The following is a 19,450-nucleotide window of genomic DNA, read 5'->3' as shown; positions in this document are numbered from 1 at the left end:
GTGAATGGAAGGCATCTATCAAGCCTATTCCTTTTAAAAAATTACGAAATCAAAAAAGACCTAAACACAGCTTTTTTCGATTTGGATTGGATCATCTTAGGGACTTGCTTACCAATTCCAGTATTAAGACAAAACTGTTTAACAAATTAGCCAATCAGATCCTGGTGGAATCATCAGAGCTTGCCTTGTAAAAAATTGTCCGGCACAAAGTAATTTCTTTCTTTCATCGATTAATTTTAGGGGGCTAATCCTAATCGTTGATAACAAAGCTATTAAAATGAGATAAATTAAATCATGCAAAGGTTATTTGCTTTAGCGAGCATTATGAGTTTGCCCGTGTGCGGTGATAAGAATGCGGCGCGACAGCGCATGATCGCGATGCTCGCAAAGATAAATTCCCTGCCATTGTCCCAGTTGCAGGCGATTCTTGTGTATTGGAATGCTCAAATTCACGCCCAATAAAACATTTTTTATGTGGGCCGGCATATCATCATCTCCCTCAACTGAGTGTCGATAGTGTCTATGTTCAGGCACTGCAGTATTAAAGTAGGTTTCCAGATCGAGACGTACGTCCAGGCAGGCATTTTCGCTAATAGTCAAGGAAGCGGATGTATGCTGCAAGAATAAATGCGCCATGCCTATATCTATAGGTGATTGGGCTTTAAGGATGGTTTCAATTTCTTTGTTAATTAAATGAAAGCCGCGTGTTTTGGGCGGCAACACGCATTCTTGCTGCCAATAAACCATGTGCAGTTCAGGTTTATCCATGCCGCATGCCATCGCGGCAGGCTGGGGATGCAGGGACATTGCTTTGCTCCGCCCATTCATCCGGCGCATATAAAAACAAGCTCAACGCATGCATTCCCCCGTCAAATTCTTCACTCAGTAGGGAGTTAACAAGGCGATGACGGGCCAGCCGAGGAAGATTGTTGAATGCAGGAGAAACGGCGATCACTTTAAAATGCGTCTCCGCCCCTGAAGGTACGTGGTGGCGTTTTGATTCATCGTCAATCTTAAGAATAACTGGCTTTAAGGTTGCAACTAATGCATCATGAATACGTTGTTTGCGCGACATAATGACAACAGCATAAAAATTGGTTAGATTGGAAAGTATACGCAGCAATTGCTTATTTGTCATATGGAATGTGACTGGTGCAACAGGGAGCAAGGATGAGGCAACAGGGATTCACCTTAATCGAGGTGATGATAGTGGTTGTTATTGTCGGCATTTTGGTGGCAATAGCTGTGCCTTTTTACCAAGATTACACGGTGCGATCGCGAGTGCTCGAAGGATTAAATGCTGCCAGTGTTGCCAAACTTGCCGTAAGTGAAACTGCCATTGCCAACAATGCCTTACCCGCTACCCAGGAAGAAACAGGGTACTTAAGTCCGGCTGCCACGGATAATGTGGATTCCATTGCGATCGCCGATGATGGTACCGCCACCATAACCATTACTTTTACCAGCCGGGCTGGCGGCGGGACCATTTTTTTAGTCCCGACGTTAAATCAAGATGCTGGTGGGGTAGTGACCTGGAGGTGCACCGGGGGTACATTGGCAGCAAAATTCCGCCCAGTCAATTGCCGTTGAGATCATCACCGCGCCTTAAATTGTCACAAAGTGACCAATTTGAACATATGCATTAAAAAATTAATATAAAAAATTCTTAAAAATGCGTATCTTATTGTTGGCATTAAATTTGCATAAAGGTTACTGACTTAACGATAATGAATTTTAATAATTATTTTTTGCTGTAAGGGGATGAACATGAAACAATCAGGCTTTACTTTAATCGAGTTGATGATCGTAGTGGCCATTATTGGCATACTGGCGGCTGTTGCGATTCCTGCTTATCAAGATTACACCATCCGCGCGCGGGTGACGGAGGGATTAAATCTGGCTTCTGCAGCCAAGCTGGCCGTTTCTGAAACAACAATGGCTAATAATGCGCTGCCTGCCGATCAGAATGCCACAGGTTATGTCTCTCCTGCTGCCACACCCAATGTTTCTTCCGTTGCCATTGCCGGCGATGGCAGCGGTGATATTACCATTACCTACACAGCAGCTGCGGGTGGCGGTACTATCATCCTGGAGCCTACTAGGCAGGCAAATGGCGAAGTGACTTGGGCTTGCACGGGCGGCACCTTAGCTGACCGTTATCGTCCGGCCAATTGCCGATAGGAAACAAAGCGGATTTAGCCGCCCGTCAGGGCGGCTTTTTTTATAGCTTTTTAACAACGCGCGGATTGGTTAAACGCACGTAATCCGGTAACCCATTTACATAAGGCGGATAAGCTTCTCCCTGAATCAACGGTAACAGATAACGGCGGCATGCTTCAGTAATGCCATAACCGTCTTCACGGATAAATTCAGGTGGCATTTTTCTTTCCTGATTAGCTACGTCCGACAAGGGGACATGGCCGATGGACCAACGATAGGGCGAGTCTTGTTCCCGCACGATAATAGGCATAATCGCATTGTGACCGTTTAATGCCAACAGCACGGCTTCTTTGCCCAGGGCATAAGCTTGTTCCACATCAATGGCCGAAGCAATGTGGCGGGCTGAACGTTGTAAATAATCGGCTACAGCCCAATGATATTTCAAATTCAATTCACTTTTGATTAATTGGGCAATGATCGGTGCAACGCCACCCAGTTGGGCATGGCCAAATGCGTCATGCAAGCCTGCTTCATTCAAAAATTGTCCTTTGGTATTGCGAATGCCTTCAGAAACCACCACCACGCAATAGCCATAGTGTTTTACGCAATAGTCCACCCTTTGTAAAAATTGCGTTTGTTGGAAAGGTACTTCAGGAAACAGAATAATATGCGGCGGTTCTTGCTCATTTGCACTGGCCAATCCGCTGGCCGCAGCTATCCACCCTGCATGTCGGCCCATGACTTCCAGAATAAAGACTTTCGTTGAAGAAGCTGCCATGGATGCGACATCCAAGCCTGCTTCCAGGGTAGAAATGGCAGTGTACTTGGCAACCGAACCAAAACCTGGACAAGAATCGGTAAATGGCAGATCATTGTCGACGGTCTTTGGGATGCCGATGCAAGTTACTGGATAATTCATCGCCATGCTCATTTGCGCGACTTTATTAGCCGTATCTTGGGAGTCACCGCCGCCATTATAAAAGAAATAGCCAATATTGTGTGCTTTAAAAACTTCAAGCAAGCGTTTTACTTCCTCGCCATTATCTTTTAGCTTGAAGCGGCAAGAGCCGAAAGCACCCGCCGGGGTATGCAATAATTTGGCAATGTTTTCTTCGCTTTCCAAGGAGGTATCGATGAGGTTTTCATACAAGGCACCTATAATGCCATCTTTAGCGGCATACATCCGGCCTATTTTTTCCGGATATTGGCGTGCCGTTTGAATGACGCCGCAGGCGGAAGCGTTGATTACGGCAGTTACCCCGCCGGACTGGGCATAAATTGCATTTTTAACTAGCATGTTATTACTCCATATTTTGTATTAGTTTGGCTACAGCAAGGGTTATTCAATCGCCTCCGCACAAGGCATTGCATAGGCATGATGATATTCGTATAAAACCATATCGATGCACTCGATAAGACGGATAAAATCAGGTTGTAATTCATCAATACGCCGTACCTGGCGGGCCAGTGTTTCTGTCTGCGCAACTTGGCTTTGCAGTTGCGGCACACCACAAAAACAGCAAGCCCCATGCAATTTATGCGCTGCACGTTCAATTCCTTTGAGATTCTTTTTAGCAAACAATTGTAGAAATTCTTCGCGATTTTTTTTAAGTTCTGCGATGAATTGTGCTAGAAATTCAGCAGCCAAAACCTGGTTTCCCGACACTTTTTGTACGCATAAAGACCAATTTATGGCATTGCCTTGTGTTTTTTTAAGAAGGCTCAATAAATGGCGCAATAAATTTTCTTCGTCAATCGGCTTTTGCAAGTAAACATCCACCAGGTTTTTTTGGAGAAAATCATCCTCCCTGTCCAGGCTGTTGGCGCTTATGAGAATAAGGGCTGACGAGCGGTTTAACATGGATTGGCGGATCAAACGTGCGGCTTGCAACCCATTGAGTTTTGGCATTTGTAAATCCAAAAGGATGACATCAAAACGCTGTTCGTTGCAAAACGTTACAGCTTGCTCGCCATCTTCTACTGCATTGATACGTGCATTTTCCCCCAGCAGGGAATTTAGAAGCATGCGATTGACTGGATTATCTTCGGCAATGAGCAGGCTAGGCTGAATCACCCGCAATTGCGTGCGCAATTCATTCAGTTCACTGCCGGCAGTTTTCTTGAATTTCGCATCATTGAGTAATGATTCTATGGTATCGTGAAGTTTTTGTATATTTGGGGGCTTAAATAAAAAAGCTTGTGCACCCAAGGATTCAAAATCTTGTATAGGCCATTTAGACACAAGAGCGCATGGCACGCTCGTATGGGCAAGAATTTGTCCTACCTGGTTCTCGCAACCCTGGTTTACATTAATAAACGCCAAATCACAATCTTGATGGGTGCTCAATGCTTCCTGCAAAAGATTGAAAGAATTGATGCGGATGCATTCGATCCCCCAATGGCCAAGTCCATTGCAGAGGGCTTCCAAATGCAAGGGGTTATCGTCGAAACAAAGCACTTTTAAATGGCCGAAACGATGGGTTTGATGTTTCTCAATTTCATACCCGGCAAGTTTAGCGAGTTTAAGATGGACAGAAAAAGTAGAGCCTTTATGCAGTTCGCTGGTTAATGAGATGCGTCCCTGCATGTGTTCGGCGAGCTTCTTGCAAATAACCAAACCCAGGCCGGTACCACCAAAGCGGCGGGTAATGGTGGTATCGGCTTGATTGAATGCATTAAATAAGGTGGTTTGATCTTCCGGTGAAATGCCCATTCCGGTATCGCTGACAGATAAATTAATGGTGTAATCTTTATCGGTTTCCTGCTCAATGTCGGTACGAATTAAGATATAACCATGATCGGTAAATTTGATGGCGTTGCTGATTAGATTACTGATGATTTGTTTTAAGCGCAAAGGGTCTCCTAATACCCGCTTGGGCACATTGATGGCTGTAGCAGGTATCAGGTCTATCCCTTTTTTATGGGCATTGGGGGCGGCTAGCGCCAGAACATCATCAATACAGGTACGAATATCAAGCGGTATGCAATCCAGATGCAGTTTTCCTGCATCCATTTTAGAATAATCCAATATGTCATTGATGATGGATAATAAATCTTGCGCGGAAGAGCGGATCGTTTTTACATAATCCAGTTGCAAGGGGTCAAGACCGCTTTCCAGAAGTACATTTGTAAAGCCGATAACGCCATTCATCGGCGTACGGATTTCATGGCTCATGTTGGCAATAAATTCCGATTTTTGCCGGCTTTTTTCTTCAGCTTTTTTCTTATCCAAAGATAATTCAATATTTTTTTCTTCAAGGAGTTCGAGATTTTTTTGCAAGTCTGCTGTCGCAGTTTCAATGTATTGATTTAAATCATGAACGGTATTGAGATATTGTTTTTGCAAGTGGAGGCATCCGCGCTCAATTGTCCCTAACTCTCCGGAACTCGATAGTTTGATTTCTGTTTCAAATTCATTGCTTAAAATTTGCTTCATGCTGCGGCGTAAGCGGGCGATAGGCAAATAAATTTGTTTGGACAAGAAGTAGTGGATGGTCAACCCGATCAATAACCCCAATAAGGTAATAAAAATGGTGATGATGTACATTTGGTAGCGTTTAATCAGGGTAGAGCGGGTATCAATGTCTAAGGATAACCAGCCCAGGATGTCATCGGCTTGAAAATCAATGGGACTGCTAGGCGTTTTAAAAGGCGGAGTAGAATACAAATTAAATTTGGGCAAAATAATGGGGGCGGTAAAATTAATGCTATACGGAGACAATTGTTTATTCTCGACATAATCCCCGGTAAAAGCAGGGGTAAGGGAGTTTTTAAGCGAATGTTTACCGCCGCGATAGGCTAGTAATTGCCCTTTTGCATTATAAAAAGCCAACGCTTGAATTTCAGAATGAGTAGACGCGTCAATTAATCCTTGCAGGGTTCTTTTATCGTCACGTAATAAGGCCAATTGCGCGACAGGCAACAATTGACGAATGTAAGTTTCCCCCAGGCGCAAACTGAGCTGATTTAAATCCTTGTTATATTGCCCATTGTAAAATAAGGCAAAAAGCAGTGCCACCAATAATACGGGGATTAAGGTGATTAATCTAAGCCGGTATTTAATTCCAATGCTTTTCAATATTGTAATTCCTTACCCTCATTATTTTGCGTGGTAACCAAAGTCAGGTTATACTGCGGGGGCTTAGATGCCGCAAGATGTTACAGATTTTTGCATCATTATCTTCAGGTTAACTAGATTTGCAAATACAAATTTAAGAACCACACAAATTATACCGTGTTTATTTCTTAGCTTACAACGGAGCCTTAAATGGTTGTGCGAACTCGTTTTGCCCCAAGTCCTACTGGATTTTTACACGTAGGCGGTGTACGCACCGCTTTATTTTCCTGGCTGTTTGCGCGGCATCACCAGGGTGAATTTATTTTACGCATCGAAGACACAGATCAAGAACGTTCCACGCAAGAATCAGTACAAGCCATTCTGGAAGGCATGGCGTGGCTGGGGCTTGAGCATGATAAGGGTCCCTACTATCAAACCGAACGCTATCCTCGTTATCTTCAAATTATTGAGCAATTGCTCGATGAGGGGAAAGCTTATCGCTGTTATTGCACAAAAGAACGCTTGGAAACTTTGCGGGAAGCTCAGTTGAATGCCAAGGAAAAACCCCGGTACGATGGCTTTTGCCGAGATTTGCAGCGTGGGAAAACAGATGAGCCTCATGTCATCCGGTTTAAAAATCCGCAAAGCGGCATGGTATCTTTTAGCGATCAAGTATACGGTGATATTCATGTAGGCAATAGCGAATTGGATGATTTGGTTTTGCTGCGCTCGGATGGACATCCTACTTATAATTTTGCAGTGGTAATTGATGATTGGGATATGGGTATTACGCACGTTATTCGTGGCGATGATCACATCAACAACACGCCTCGACAAATTAATTTGTTTAATGCACTCGGTGCACCTGTGCCTACCTTTGCTCATTTGCCAATGATTTTGGGAGAAGATGGCAAGCGTTTATCAAAACGGCATGGGGCGGTGAGCGTGCTGCAATTTAAGGAACTGGGCATTCTTCCTCATGCCCTTCTTAATTATTTGGTTCGGCTGGGTTGGTCTTACGGCGATAAAGAAATCTTTAGTCTGAATGAAATGATTGAATTGTTTAATTTAAATAATGTCAGCCGTGGAGCATCCAGTTTTAATTATGAAAAATTATATTGGTTAAACCAGCATTATCAAAAATTTGACGCCCCAGAGAGTGTAGCCAAAGCACTGGAATGGCATTTTTCTCGCAATCATATCGATATTACCAAAGGCCCTGCGCTTGAAGACTTGGTTTCCATTCAGGCTGAGCGCTGCAAGTCTTTGGCAGAAATTTGTGAAAAGAGTCGTTATTTTTATGAAGATTCCATCGAGTACGATGCGGACGCCGTGAAAAAACACTTGCGGCCTGTGATCCTTGAACCTTTGTCCGCTTTATATGAACGTTTCGCACATATTAATGAGTGGGAGCGCGATGCATTGCAGCAATGCATTAATGATGTGAGTGCTGAATTCAACCTGAATATGGGAAAAATCGCCCAGCCTTTGCGCGTGGCTGTAACGGGCAGTAGCATGTCTCCTTCCATTGATATGACCTTAAAATTATTGGGCAAGCACCGCGTACTGAGTCGGCTGCAACACGCTTTACAATTGATTGAAGCTCGCGCCAGCGCCAGTGAAAATTGATGCAAAACCGGTTACCGCTTTGCGTTAACCGGTACTTTCTAGTCTGATATATCAAGCTTTCTTTAAGCTTACATAACCATGGCAAATTCCCTCCCTGGAAAATTCATTTAACTTTTTTTTTATAAAGCCGATAACTTCAACAAAGGAGAATTGAAGGGGCGTACATGAAAGAAAAACATTTTGCTTACAAAATTACGCGCGAGAGTTCGGATTTGGTGTGCACGCATCATGAATTTGCAGAAGATAAAATGCTGGATTTGCTGAAAGAAATAGCGCAATCGCAATTCAAAGGCATTTATTGGATTTTTAAGCAATTGGATGGCAAGCCGCAAGAAGCACTTTGCATTATCGATTGTGCACATAGCCGAATTTATTACCATTATTCGGGTGAAGTTGAACGTTTGGAGGACACTATCAGAAAACTAAGCCAACAAAAATAGTCTATTATTTAAATTGTGATCATTAAAGGAGTGATAATCATGTCAAATAAAAAGATTCACAGAATCATAGGATTAGGAGTGCTGTTACTGCCGATGTGGTCTTGGGCTGCTGATTCAAGTTCCGCAAGCCCAACTGAAATGCCGAAGGATGAATGGCTGGATAAGGTTAAAAAAGTCATTCCTGATCCAATTTGCAAAGGTTTCATGGAAGATGCATCTATATCTGCTCGTTTAAAAGAACGTAACATCAGTTATCAAAACTGCGTGTCTTTAATTCCTTCCATTGCTGACAAATGCATCAACAAATATTACGACAGTTTACCTGCAATGATTAATCAGGAAAGTGCATCTAAATGGGGACGCACCATTGGAGAATGTATCGGCGGTGATTTTGCTGTAAACCATTTGTATTCTGGTACGGGAAGTGAGAGTGGGGCCACCGATTCAAGCTCTACGGGATCCGGCAGCACCCCAAGCACTTCAACAACTACGCAGCCGCAACCTGCAGCAGGAGCCGCGCAATAGCGCAAAGTACTTGGGTTAAAATGGCTTATAAACGCTTCTAGTTACGAGTTATAAGCGCATCGGAAAAAGGGTTTAATGCATCGCGATAGTTGTTAACCCATTGGAATTGCTTTAAAAGAGAGTTGCAAGTGCATTGAATTTATCGCCGCAGTAGAGATGGCAGGAAGGGCGGCTGATGATGCAGCAAATATACCCATAACGGGTATATTTGGTAAGAAACGTATGGGTGACATTATTAGAGCATCGTTTTTCTTAGCAGATGTAAAAGCTGTCTGCTTTAGGTTCTTCGCTAGGGTTAGAGGTAATGCAAAAGCGTAGCCTGCTGAGAAGGTGGAGGCTACGCTTACTATGTTCAGTAATAATTCCATAATACTCTTACTGTTTTTGATATTATAGTGTAATAACATGATATGATTTTTTATGCAATTGCCACTGCAATAGAATCATCTGGAGATAAATCATGTTGGTAACATTTAGTTGTCCTGCGCATGAAAATATTACGATGTTTGGAGACGTCGCCATTCACTTATTAAAAATCATGGGGCATAGCGGTACAGTACCCAGTGCTATGTTGGCGGACGAAGTTCCTGAAGCACTTTCACGTCTGCAACAAGCTGTGGATAAAGAAAAGAAAAAAAGCCAGCCGGGCGCGCGCTTACGCCAAGATGAAGAAGAGGATGAGCCGGCCATAGGCCTTGTGCAGCGGGCACTTCCTTTGCTTGATTTATTAAAGGATGCTGCTGCAGCCAAATGCAATGTGATGTGGAAATAATTCTCCATTTCAAATTTGTATAACTGTCTGTTGAATCGTCATTTAGTATGTTAAAATGCCAGCATTTATCCATGGTTCCTTAAGCTTATGCTTACTTTGCGTCAAATCACACTTTCCCGCGGCAATAAGAAACTGCTTGAGCAAGTAAGCGTTACGGTTTATGAAAAACAAAAAATAGGTTTGGTGGGGCATAATGGCTGTGGGAAATCAAGTTTATTCAGTCTGATTTTAGGTGAACTAACCCCTGACACGGGGGATTGTCTCTTAAATTCCCAGAATAAAATTAGCCATCTCTCGCAACAGCTTCCGGACAGCGAGGAAGCCGCCCTCAATTTTGTCCTCGCTGGCGATAAAGAATACCAGCTTCTGCAAAATCGTTTACTCGCGGCTGAGCAGGCAGGGAATGATGCGGATGTACTCGCTTGCCATGAAATCTTAAATCAGACCGGCGGTTACAGTAAACCCGCAAAAGCGGCGGCAATATTATCAGGCTTGGGTTTTAAACCAAGCGAGCAGAATGCCAGTGTGAACAGTTTTTCCGGCGGCTGGCGGATGCGTTTAAGCTTGGCTCGTTGTCTTATGAATCCTGCGGAATTACTGTTATTGGATGAACCTACAAACCATCTGGATATGGAAGCTATTTTTTGGTTGGAAAAATGGCTTAAGCAATGCCCAAGCACCGTTATTTTAATTTCCCATGATCGGGAATTTTTAGATGCTTGCGTCACCCATATTCTGCATATAGAGCAGCAAACCCTGAATTTATATTCAGGCAATTACAGCCGATTTGAGCAAGCACGTGCACAAAAATTGGTTTTGCAACAAGCCATGTTTACAAAGCAACAACAAAAAATAAACCATTTGATGGCTTATGTGCAGCGTTTTCGTGCCAAAGCTTCCAAAGCCAAACAGGCACAAAGCCGTCTTAGAACCATTGAAAAAATGGAAATTGTAGCGCAAGCCCAATTTGATTCTCCTTTCTCATTCGAATTTTTTCCATGTCCTCGTGCAGGAAAGCCTTTATTAGCATGCCAGCAAGTGACAGCAGGATATGAATGCAATGCCCCTGTTATTAAGAAACTTGATTTTATATTAAATCCTGGCGATCGCATCGCATTGCTTGGGCCTAACGGTGAGGGGAAATCTACATTAATTAAAACATTAATCGGAATTTTACCACCATTAAGCGGTCATATAGAGTATGCGCCGCATTTGAAAATAGGTTATTATGCTCAGCATCAACTTGAACAATTGAACATTGATTTAAGTCCGCTACAGACCATCCAGGAGCTTTCTCCAGAGGTTCGGGAACAGACCATCCGCGATTTTTTGGGTGGTTTTAATTTTATAGGCGATGCAGCGGTCAATCCCATCCGTCATTTTTCGGGAGGTGAAAAAGCGCGCTTGGCTTTGGCAAAATTAGTTTGGCAAAAACCCAATTTATTGCTGCTGGATGAGCCTACTAACCATTTGGATTTGGAGATGCGCGCCGCGGTTGAGATTGCTTTACAAAGTTATGAGGGCTGCTTAGTATTGATTTCTCACGACAGGCATTTATTGCGCGCCAGCGCGGATGATTTTTATTTGGTATTTCAAAAGCAAGTTCAGCCTTTTAAAGGCGATTTGGATGATTACCATCGCTGGCTGCAAGAAAAAGAAAGCGCAAAGGATACGAAAGAAACCACCACCGTATCCAGCTCTTATCGGGAAAAGCGTTCTTTACAAAACCGTCTTAAGAAGCTGGAGCTGATGACTGAACAATATCAGCAGGAATTAGCTAAATTTGAAGCGGCGCTTGCTGAAACTTCCTTGTACCAGGAAGGAGGGGAAAACGAGTTGCATGAGCTTTTAAAACAGCGAACAAAAGTGCAGCAGCAACTGGCTCTGGCAGAAGAGGAATGGATGGACGTGTTAACTGCACTGGAAAATTCTGAGACTTAATCGGGGGATATCATGAAACCACTAACCCGCGACATTCTTTTAACCTTAACCTTAAAGCTTTCATTGTTGATAGGTTTATGGTTTGTTTGTTTTAAAGGCGCGGAGAAGCCTGCCCAGGAAATGCACAGGTGGTTACTGGGCTCGAGTCTGTCGCAAGATACGACTCAAGACATTCATTAACACATCTATTTGGCATTAACTTATAAAAGTTAAACATTTCTAACTCGGAGTATGTTTCGTACTTCTTATCATTAAAGGTAATTTATGATGCCTGATATTTCTGTTGTTGACTTATCTCGCCTGCAATTCGCCTTAACGGCGCTGTATCACTTTCTTTTCGTCCCATTAACGTTGGGGCTTTCTTTGCTATTGGCCATAATGGAAACGGTTTACGTCATGACGGGACGTGAAATCTGGCGGCAAATGGTGAAGTATTGGGGAGTGCTGTTTGGTATCAATTTTGTTCTTGGCGTAGCCACGGGCTTAACCATGGAGTTTCAATTTGGTACTAATTGGGCCTATTACTCGCATTATGTCGGCGATGTGTTTGGCGCCCCGCTTGCTATTGAAGGGCTAATGGCGTTCTTTTTGGAAGCTACTTTTGTTGGCCTGTTTTTCTTTGGCTGGGATAGATTAAGCAAACTGCAACACATGGTGTGCACTTGGTTATTGGCATTAGGCACGAACCTGTCTGCTTTATGGATTTTAATCGCGAATGGCTGGATGCAAAATCCGGTAGGAGCACGGTTTGATTACCAAACGATGCGAATGGAAGTCAGTAGCTTTACCGATGTTATGTTTAATCCTGTGGCACAGGCCAAGTTCGTGCACACTATTAGCGCAGGGTATGTGACGGGTGCAATTTTTGTATTGGCGGTCAGTGCTTATTTTCTTTTGCGCGGGCGTAATAAGGATTTTGCCAAGCGATCGATGACGGTTGCGGTTTCTTTTGGCCTGGCATCTGCTTTATCAGTTGTGGTGTTGGGGGATGAAAGCGGCTATGTGGCGAATAGCAACCAAAAAATGAAATTAGCGGCCATGGAGGCGATGTGGCATACGGAGAAAGCACCTGCCGGTTTAACTTTATTCGGCATACCGAATGAAAAAACCATGAAAACCGATTACGCGTTTGAAATTCCCTTTGTATTGGGGTTGATAGCGACCCGGTCTTTAAATGAGCCGCTGGAAGGGATTAACGAACTGATTGAGCAAGGCAAGCAGCATATTCAAAAAGGTATGCTGGCTTATGGAGCGCTTAGTCGTTTGCGCAATAACCCTAACGACGCGCAAGCCAAAGCTGATTTTGAAGCAAATCAACAAGAGCTTGGCTATGGGTTATTACTGAAAAAGTATACCGATAAAGTCGTTGATGCTACTCCTGAACAAATAGCTCAAGCTGCTCAAGATTTGAAGCCGCGTGTTACGCCTTTATTCTGGTCTTTCAGAGTCATGGTCGCTTGCGGGTTCTTTTTCATTTTCTTGTTTGCAGTAGGTTTTTATTTGTCGGTAAAGCGCAAGCTTCATACGACCCGCTGGTTTCTGCACTTGGCTTTTTGGGCCTTACCCTTACCGTGGCTTGCCGCAGAATTAGGATGGATCGTGGCGGAATATGGACGCCAGCCGTGGGTGGTGCAGGGTATCCTCCCCACGATGATGGGGGTATCTTCCGTAAGTTTTTCCCAAGTCATGACGTCCTTGGCAGGCTTTATTATTTTCTATACCGTTCTGGCAATCGTGGAAGTGTATTTGATGGTTAAATACATTCGCCTTGGTCCTGATAATTATGCCCATTAGGAGAAGATTATGCCTTTAGATTATGAAACATTACGCGTTATTTGGTGGGTATTGTTAGGCGTTTTATTAATTGGCTTTGCCGTAATGGACGGGTTTGACTTAGGGGTAGGTATTTGGCTGCCTTGGTTAACACGCACGGACGCTGAACGGCGGGTGCTTATTAACAGCGTGGGCCCTACATGGGAAGGCAATCAGGTTTGGTTTATCCTGGGAGGCGGTGCAATTTTTGCCGCTTGGCCAATTCTTTATGCCTTGTCGTTTTCGGGATTTTATCTCGCCATGCTGGTTGTGCTTCTTGCTTTGATCTTACGGCCTGTGGGCTTTAAATACCGCTCCAAGCTGCCCGATGCAAGATGGCGCAATTTTTGGGATATCGCTTTATTCATTGGCGGGTTTGTGCCGGCTTTGATATTTGGCGTGGCAATTGGGAATGTGTTGCAAGGCGTGCCTTTTCATTTTGATGATTCGCTGCGTCCTTTCTACACAGGAACTTTCCTGGCGTTATTAAATCCATTTGCCTTGTTATGCGGATTATTATCTGTTTGTATGCTAGCCATGCACGGTGCTGTTTTTCTTAACTTAAAAACAGAAGGGCATATTCAGCTGCGTGCTCGTAGGGCGGCTGGTATCTGCGCTGTATTAACCGTCGTGCTATTTATTGCAGGAGGGGTATGGATTTACTCTGGATTTGACGGGTATCGGCTAACCAGCCTCGTACTTCATGACAGTCCATCCAATCCTTTGCACAAAACCGTTATTCGTGAAGCAGGGAGTTGGTTTGCCAATTACCAAGCCTTTCCTTTGGCAATGATTGTACCGGCTGCCGGCATTTTCGCGGCCATTTTTGCCGCTTTATTACTGCGGTTTGCGGGATTTGCTTTTATTCTCAGTTCCATTTCCGTGGCCAGCATCATTGCCACGGTGGGTGTCAGCATGTTCCCGTTTATTTTGCCTTCTTCATCCAATCCGGCACACAGCTTGATTGTTTGGGATAGTTCATCCAGCCAGTTGACGTTATTTATCATGCTGACGGCAACGGTCATCTTCATGCCCATTATTTTAATCTATACCGCGTGGGTTTACAGGGTATTGCGAGGGAAGGTGACTACCGAAGCAATTTCCAAGAATCAACATACGGCTTACTAGGAGGAAATATTTATGTGGTATTTTTCATGGATATTAGGGACTGGCTTAGCTTGTACCTTTGCGATATTGAACGCAATGTGGCTGGAATTGCGGGTTAATGACGATAACAATGGTCTTAATTCCGATATTTCTTTTGAAAATATGAATCCATAATACTGCGGTGACGTTATTATGGATGCCTGCATCACGTTGGCTTCTATATGAAGAGTGCTTTGTGTGATGCAGGAACTAAGATGCCGTTACCCTATTGTTCACTTGCATTGAATTGCTACTGCATCTGCGTTAGGCGGCACTTTTTTGTCGCCTTTATTTGCATAAGCTTTGGTAAATTCTGCCCCTAAAAAAAGAATTTGCGCGGAATAATAAACCCAAATTAAGATAATGATCAGTGAAGCAGCTGGTCCAAAGCCATTGGCAACTTTGCTATTACCCAAATAAATCCCCAATAAAAATTTTCCTAAAATAAACAATAGCGTAGTTGCAAAAGCTCCTGGCCACACTTGCCTCCATTTAATTTGTACATCAGGTAAGATCTTGAAAATCATGGCAAACAAGGCAGTAATTACACTTAAAGAAATGAAGAAATTTAAACCCAGTGCGATTAAAGTTCCACCCGGCAGGTAACGGCTCAGGTAATCACTGATAGCTGCCAAAATAACCGTTAAAACAAGCGAGACAAGCAGTAAAAATCCTATGCCTAAAACCATGGTAAAAGATAAAAATCTATCTTTAATTATTCCCATAATGCCACGCCCGGGTTTAGGTTTGACTCGCCAAATGCTATTTAAACCGGTTTGCAACTCGCCAAAAGCTCCCGAAGCCCCAAACAATAAAACGACAATACCGGTGATTTGAGCGAACATGCCGCGGGCAGGATTGGTAGCGCTTATCATCATGCTTTCAATTTGCTTTGCACCATCGCTGCCAAAGATATGGGCTATCTGGTCTAAAATTTGCGCTTGCACCGCGTCTTTTCCAAAAAAGAAACCGGCGATGGCCGTGCAGACAATTAATAAAGGTGCCATGGAAAAAATAGTGTAATAAGCAAGTGCCGCCGCCAGGGAAGAAACCCTATCGTCTTTCCAGCTCTGGATGGTTTCTTTAAGAAGGTTTACCGCCATGTTAAGCTTCATGCATATCCTTTCCTGGGAGTTTTTTGAAGTTAGTCTTAATTTATTAACTTGTAAATACTGAGTCTTAAATTAAATGTCTGTAAAACTCCAAAAAATTTTTATTGGCTTCGGTATTCATGCGTTTGATATGACAGCGTACCTTCCAGATCCGTTTGATGACATCAGGAACCCGTTTGGCTGTGGCTTTGAGAGCAATGGCCCAAAGATGGGCAATAAAAGCACACCCTCTTGCTTTGCAATCCACATCCAGAAGATAAAGTGCATTTTTAAATAATTTAAGATTCTCCTGTTGTAAAAGAACAGCCGTACGTGCATTGGGTTTTAGTAATTTTCTTTTCTTTAAAATTTTATTTATATCATGATGAAATTGTGCGGAATCTCTCCTATGTTTTCTATAGCCAAGAGAAACGGATTTATAGTGGATTATTAAAGGCATGCCATTATCAGCAGCTTTTGCAATGGAGTTGAAAATTTCTTTTAAATTAGTTTTTAAATGGGTTACTTCAATTTCTTTAGGATAAATTAAGTACTCAAGCTCAGGATCAAGCAGCATATACTGAATGATGGGAGGCTTATATTTTCCTCTGGGCAGCCAACGGATAGCGGCAATATTATTCATATACTGGATTAACTTTCTTTTCTATAAGCATAGAGTACGCCATTATCTGTAGCCAATATGTACAAATTGCTTCTTAATTTAATTTTCATGCATAGTCTATAATGCATGTAAGCTCTACTCGTTTGCTCATAAATACTGACTTTAAAAAGGGACTATCTTGATAGACAGGAATGCAGTAAGTCAGCAGTTTATAAAAGTAAGAGGCGTTACGGAAAATCTCTGCAAGCCTTTAATTTTGGAGGATTATGTCATCCAAAGTTGCGAGGATGTTAGCCCTCCTAAATGGCATTTAGCCCATACCACCTGGTTTTTTGAAACATTTTTATTGTTGCGATATTTGCCGAACTATCGCCCATTTAACCCGCAGTTTAATTTTTTATTTAATTCTTATTATCAAACGGTTGGCGCACCGTATCCTAGACCCAAGCGAGGTTTGTTGTCGCATCCCTCTACGGCCAAGGTGCTGGAGTATCGCCACTGCGTCAATGAAGCCATGCTTGATTTATTGCAGCAAACGGATGCAACGGTAAGCCATGAGATCCTCGCGGTCATTTTATTGGGTTTAAACCATGAGCAGCAGCATCAGGAATTACTTTTGATGGATATAAAACACAATTTATCCATCCAGCCTGATTTTCCGGCTTATAAAATCCATTCGCCTCATAACAATGCTTCACCTTGCAAAAAAGAAACTGTTTGGCTCACGGTGGAAGGGGGCATTGTAGAAATTGGGCACACAGGCACTGGATTTTATTTCGATAATGAACAACCTCGGCATAGAAAAATACTGCAATCTTATGCTTTAGCAAACAAATTGGTGACCAATGCTGAATACATTGCGTTTATAGAAGATGGCGGGTATCAAAATCCGCAATGGTGGCTGGCAGATGGTTGGGACATTTTGCAAAGAAATAAGTGGGAGGCACCACTTTACTGGCTAAAAAAAGAGCAAAAATGGCATATTTTTACCTTGCAAGGTTTACAGGAAATTTATCGCGAAGAGCCGGTAAGTCATGTGAGTTATTTTGAAGCGGATGCCTATGCTCGCTGGAAGGGGAAACGTTTGCCGACTGAAGAAGAATGGGAGCATTTTGTTTCGGTGCATGATTTAACCCATCAACCGGGCAATTTTTTAGAGTCGGATTGTCTGCATCCTGAAGCGGCGTTCAATCAGGACAGGCCACAGCAATTCATGGGCACTTTATGGGAATGGACGTCCAGCGCTTACTTGCCTTATCCAGGATTCAAGCCCTTGGCCGGCAGTCTTGGTGAATATAATGGGAAATTCATGAATAACCAAATGGTGTTGCGCGGCGGAAGCTGCGTCACGCCGCATGCCCATATCCGAGCCAGTTACCGCAATTTTTTTCAACCTGACAAGCGCTGGCCATTCACTGGGATCCGTTTGGCAAAAACTATGGAAGGATAAATGCTATGAGCGCAAAACTTTCCTTGTATGAAGATTGGGAAGCCCAATCGGATGAGCATCTGGCAACATTTATTGCAGATGTTAGAGAGGGATTAACCAAAAAAAATAAAAAAATCCCTTCTAAATATTTCTATGATGCCGCAGGGTCGCATTTATTTAATCAAATTACCCGTCATCCTGATTATTATTTAACCCGCTGCGAATTAGAAATCTTACACAAGTGTAAAGCATTAATCGTTAATTTCTTGAAAGAACAGCCATGCAATTTGATAGAATTAGGCCCAGGCGAGGGCACGAAAACCAATATTTTAATAAATGAGTTTTTTAAATGCTCTCATGACTTCAAATATTACCCGATTGATATTTCCAAATCTTACCTGCAAGAATTGGAAAAAAAATTTGCCTTGCAATGGCCGAAACTAGAAATTCAGGGTATGCATGCTGATTATTTTGCAGGCATCAAAGAATTGGCCAGTAGCTCCAGGCGTACCAATTTTGTGCTTTTTCTAGGGTCAAGCATTGGTAATTTTGATTTTCCGGAAGCCAGGACCTTTCTTTGTAATTTACGAGAAGCGCTCAATCCAGGAGATTTTGTTTTAATTGGATTTGACTTAAGAAAAGACACCGGGGTACTTACCCGCGCTTATAATGATGAGGACGGTATTACGCATCAATTTAACTTGAATTTGCTGCATCGCATTAATACGGAACTAGGGGGAGAATTTAATTTAACTTTATTTGAAAATTATAATGTCTATAACGTATATTCTGGTGCGATGGAGAGTTATTTATTAAGCCGCTGCAGGCAGGACGTGCGCATTGAGCGGTTGCAAGAAACAATCCACTTTCATTCTTACGAACCCATCCATATTGAATATTCTTTTAAATATCTGCCAGAGCAAATTACAGCTTTAGCGCAAGAAAACCAGTTTGCAATTTTAGAAAATTTTACCGATGCGAAACATTACTTTATCGATTCGCTCTGGCAAGTGCGTGGCTCCTTGCCAAAAGCGAATTCACGAGGACATTCATGAAGAGAACATTTGTTTTTACTTTCTTGTTTTTCTCGATGTGCGCAGCGGTTTACGCCCATGAACAATGGTTGTTACCTGCAAACGAGATGGAAAGACTTGCAAACCTGGCAAAGCCCAGCCTTTTCAGAGCATGGGGCTTGTTTAATTCCACAGTGGCACTGCTGGCTTTAGGATTTTTGCTTGCATGGATTGTATTTAACTACAGGCAGACAATAAAAATACCAATTCCTATAAACCGCCTGGAGTGGGGCTTGCTTGCCTTGCGTATCTGGACTGGAATGATGTTAATTGCATGCAGTCTGGGGTTTTTGCCAAAAACTGGCGTTGCCTATTTTACAGAGCCAACTTTATTTGCCTCTGATTTAGCGCTAGTTCCCCCATGGCTATTTTTGCAATGGTATGAATTGGCACTGGGCATATTATTGATACTAGGATTTTATGTCCGCTTGCTAGGGGTGTTACTCTTGGCATTAGTCTTTTCGGCTTTATATCTCTATGGAACCAGTATGTTGCAATATGCAGGGTTTTACTCAGGCCTTGCTTTATTTTTGCTAATCAACGGGGGCGGAAAATTTTCGTACGGATTGCAGCAGCAAAAAAATACAGCTTACGGCAAATCCTACATCCTTTTACAAACGCTTACCGGCTTGAACTAGTATTCCCCGCGGCTTGCCGCGGTTCCTTAATAGGAAAGTTTGAAAACCATAGGTTTTCGAGTCAAACTATTGCGTATGACCCTCAAACGGGCAAGCCACTGCGTGTACCAGACGC

The 19,450-nt window shown here is 43.0% G+C and carries 21 protein-coding genes and 1 pseudogene; 15 read left to right on the top strand and 7 right to left on the bottom strand.

Annotation, left to right across the window (positions count from 1 at the left end; genetic code table 11):
• Positions 1-191: pseudogene (locus ELY11_RS12655) on the top strand (IS4 family transposase); the annotation flags it as partial.
• Positions 192-312: 121 nt separating this feature from the next.
• Here ELY11_RS12655 and ELY11_RS11030 read toward each other — a convergent pair.
• Positions 313-807, bottom strand: coding sequence for a secondary thiamine-phosphate synthase enzyme YjbQ (locus tag ELY11_RS11030; RefSeq protein ID WP_233579845.1), 495 nt, complete (start codon positions 805-807; stop codon positions 313-315).
• Positions 761-1,138 (bottom strand): BolA family protein, encoded by a 378-nt coding sequence (locus ELY11_RS11025; protein WP_407656455.1) that lies wholly within the window; start codon positions 1,136-1,138, stop codon positions 761-763. The genes ELY11_RS11030 and ELY11_RS11025 overlap by 47 nt, the downstream gene beginning before the upstream one ends.
• A 32-nt stretch (positions 1,139-1,170) precedes the next feature.
• Here ELY11_RS11025 and ELY11_RS11020 point away from each other — a divergent pair, with 32 nt between their 5' ends.
• Together ELY11_RS11020 and ELY11_RS11015 are read left to right on the top strand one after the other, a co-directional pair.
• Complete coding sequence (locus ELY11_RS11020) at positions 1,171-1,590, top strand: pilin (RefSeq protein ID WP_127033513.1); 420 nt, start codon at positions 1,171-1,173, stop codon at positions 1,588-1,590.
• A gap of 177 nt (positions 1,591-1,767) precedes the next feature.
• Entirely contained in the window at positions 1,768-2,181 is a 414-nt protein-coding gene (locus ELY11_RS11015; RefSeq protein ID WP_127033511.1) for a pilin, read from the top strand.
• Positions 2,182-2,221: 40 nt separating this feature from the next.
• Here the strand turns inward: ELY11_RS11015 and ELY11_RS11010 are convergent, their stop codons facing one another.
• Entirely contained in the window at positions 2,222-3,457 is a 1,236-nt protein-coding gene (locus ELY11_RS11010; RefSeq protein ID WP_127033509.1) for a 6-phosphofructokinase, read from the bottom strand.
• Positions 3,458-3,499: 42 nt separating this feature from the next.
• Positions 3,500-6,241, bottom strand: a complete 2,742-nt coding sequence (letS, locus tag ELY11_RS11005; RefSeq protein WP_199737583.1) for a two-component system sensor histidine kinase LetS — start codon at positions 6,239-6,241, stop codon at positions 3,500-3,502.
• A gap of 186 nt (positions 6,242-6,427) precedes the next feature.
• Between letS and gltX the strand changes: the two genes are divergently transcribed.
• The 3 genes from gltX (at position 6,428) to ELY11_RS10990 (ending at position 8,811) form a co-directional block, all read left to right on the top strand.
• Positions 6,428-7,846 (top strand): glutamate--tRNA ligase, encoded by a 1,419-nt coding sequence (gltX, locus tag ELY11_RS11000; RefSeq protein WP_126952960.1) that lies wholly within the window; start codon positions 6,428-6,430, stop codon positions 7,844-7,846.
• Positions 7,847-8,010: 164 nt separating this feature from the next.
• Complete coding sequence (locus ELY11_RS10995) at positions 8,011-8,286, top strand: hypothetical protein (protein ID WP_126952961.1); 276 nt, start codon at positions 8,011-8,013, stop codon at positions 8,284-8,286.
• A gap of 39 nt (positions 8,287-8,325) precedes the next feature.
• Entirely contained in the window at positions 8,326-8,811 is a 486-nt protein-coding gene (locus ELY11_RS10990) for a hypothetical protein (RefSeq protein ID WP_127033507.1), read from the top strand.
• Positions 8,812-8,903: 92 nt separating this feature from the next.
• Here the strand turns inward: ELY11_RS10990 and ELY11_RS10985 are convergent, their stop codons facing one another.
• A complete protein-coding gene (locus ELY11_RS10985) occupies positions 8,904-9,179 on the bottom strand; it encodes a hypothetical protein (RefSeq protein WP_127033505.1) in 276 nt (91 codons plus the stop codon).
• Positions 9,180-9,271: 92 nt separating this feature from the next.
• Between ELY11_RS10985 and ELY11_RS10980 the strand changes: the two genes are divergently transcribed.
• From ELY11_RS10980 to cydX, 6 genes are all read left to right on the top strand, one after another.
• Positions 9,272-9,583, top strand: a complete 312-nt coding sequence (locus tag ELY11_RS10980) for a DUF1840 domain-containing protein (RefSeq protein WP_126952963.1) — start codon at positions 9,272-9,274, stop codon at positions 9,581-9,583.
• Positions 9,584-9,670: 87 nt separating this feature from the next.
• A complete protein-coding gene (locus ELY11_RS10975; RefSeq protein ID WP_126952964.1) occupies positions 9,671-11,524 on the top strand; it encodes an ABC-F family ATP-binding cassette domain-containing protein in 1,854 nt (617 codons plus the stop codon).
• 12 nt (positions 11,525-11,536) lie between these two features.
• Complete coding sequence (gene cydP / locus ELY11_RS12425; protein WP_158614945.1) at positions 11,537-11,704, top strand: cytochrome oxidase putative small subunit CydP; 168 nt, start codon at positions 11,537-11,539, stop codon at positions 11,702-11,704.
• An 84-nt stretch (positions 11,705-11,788) separates the two neighbouring features.
• Positions 11,789-13,318: a cytochrome ubiquinol oxidase subunit I gene (locus ELY11_RS10970; protein WP_127033503.1), complete on the top strand. Its 1,530-nt coding sequence runs from the start codon at positions 11,789-11,791 to the stop codon at positions 13,316-13,318.
• Between the two features lie 9 nt (positions 13,319-13,327).
• The gene (cydB, locus tag ELY11_RS10965; RefSeq protein WP_126952966.1) at positions 13,328-14,464 is read left to right on the top strand and encodes a cytochrome d ubiquinol oxidase subunit II; all 1,137 of its coding nucleotides are present in this window, start codon (positions 13,328-13,330) and stop codon (positions 14,462-14,464) included.
• A 12-nt stretch (positions 14,465-14,476) separates the two neighbouring features.
• Complete coding sequence (gene cydX / locus ELY11_RS10960; protein ID WP_126952967.1) at positions 14,477-14,617, top strand: cytochrome bd-I oxidase subunit CydX; 141 nt, start codon at positions 14,477-14,479, stop codon at positions 14,615-14,617.
• 98 nt (positions 14,618-14,715) lie between these two features.
• On the opposite strand, the gene ELY11_RS10955 is transcribed toward cydX, so the two are convergent.
• Both ELY11_RS10955 and ELY11_RS10950 read right to left on the bottom strand, forming a co-directional pair.
• On the bottom strand, positions 14,716-15,597 hold the full coding sequence (locus ELY11_RS10955; protein WP_127033501.1) for a YihY/virulence factor BrkB family protein: 882 nt from the start codon (positions 15,595-15,597) through the stop codon (positions 14,716-14,718).
• Positions 15,598-15,661: 64 nt separating this feature from the next.
• The gene (locus tag ELY11_RS10950) at positions 15,662-16,216 is read right to left on the bottom strand and encodes a hypothetical protein (RefSeq protein ID WP_233579841.1); all 555 of its coding nucleotides are present in this window, start codon (positions 16,214-16,216) and stop codon (positions 15,662-15,664) included.
• Positions 16,217-16,373: 157 nt separating this feature from the next.
• Between ELY11_RS10950 and egtB the strand changes: the two genes are divergently transcribed.
• The 3 genes from egtB to ELY11_RS10935 are packed head-to-tail and all read left to right on the top strand — an operon-like array spanning position 16,374 to position 19,335.
• Entirely contained in the window at positions 16,374-17,645 is a 1,272-nt protein-coding gene (egtB, locus tag ELY11_RS10945; protein ID WP_199737570.1) for an ergothioneine biosynthesis protein EgtB, read from the top strand.
• Between the two features lie 5 nt (positions 17,646-17,650).
• Entirely contained in the window at positions 17,651-18,679 is a 1,029-nt protein-coding gene (egtD, locus tag ELY11_RS10940) for an L-histidine N(alpha)-methyltransferase (RefSeq protein ID WP_126952970.1), read from the top strand.
• Entirely contained in the window at positions 18,676-19,335 is a 660-nt protein-coding gene (locus ELY11_RS10935; protein WP_127033499.1) for a hypothetical protein, read from the top strand. Before egtD ends, ELY11_RS10935 begins: the two co-directional genes overlap by 4 nt.
• Positions 19,336-19,450 lie beyond the last annotated feature (115 nt).

This window comes from Legionella septentrionalis (assembly GCF_003989745.1).
GTDB lineage: Bacteria > Pseudomonadota > Gammaproteobacteria > Legionellales > Legionellaceae > Legionella_A > Legionella_A septentrionalis.
Note: the sequence above shows the minus strand (reverse complement) of the source record. Positions and strands in the feature narration are given on the sequence as shown.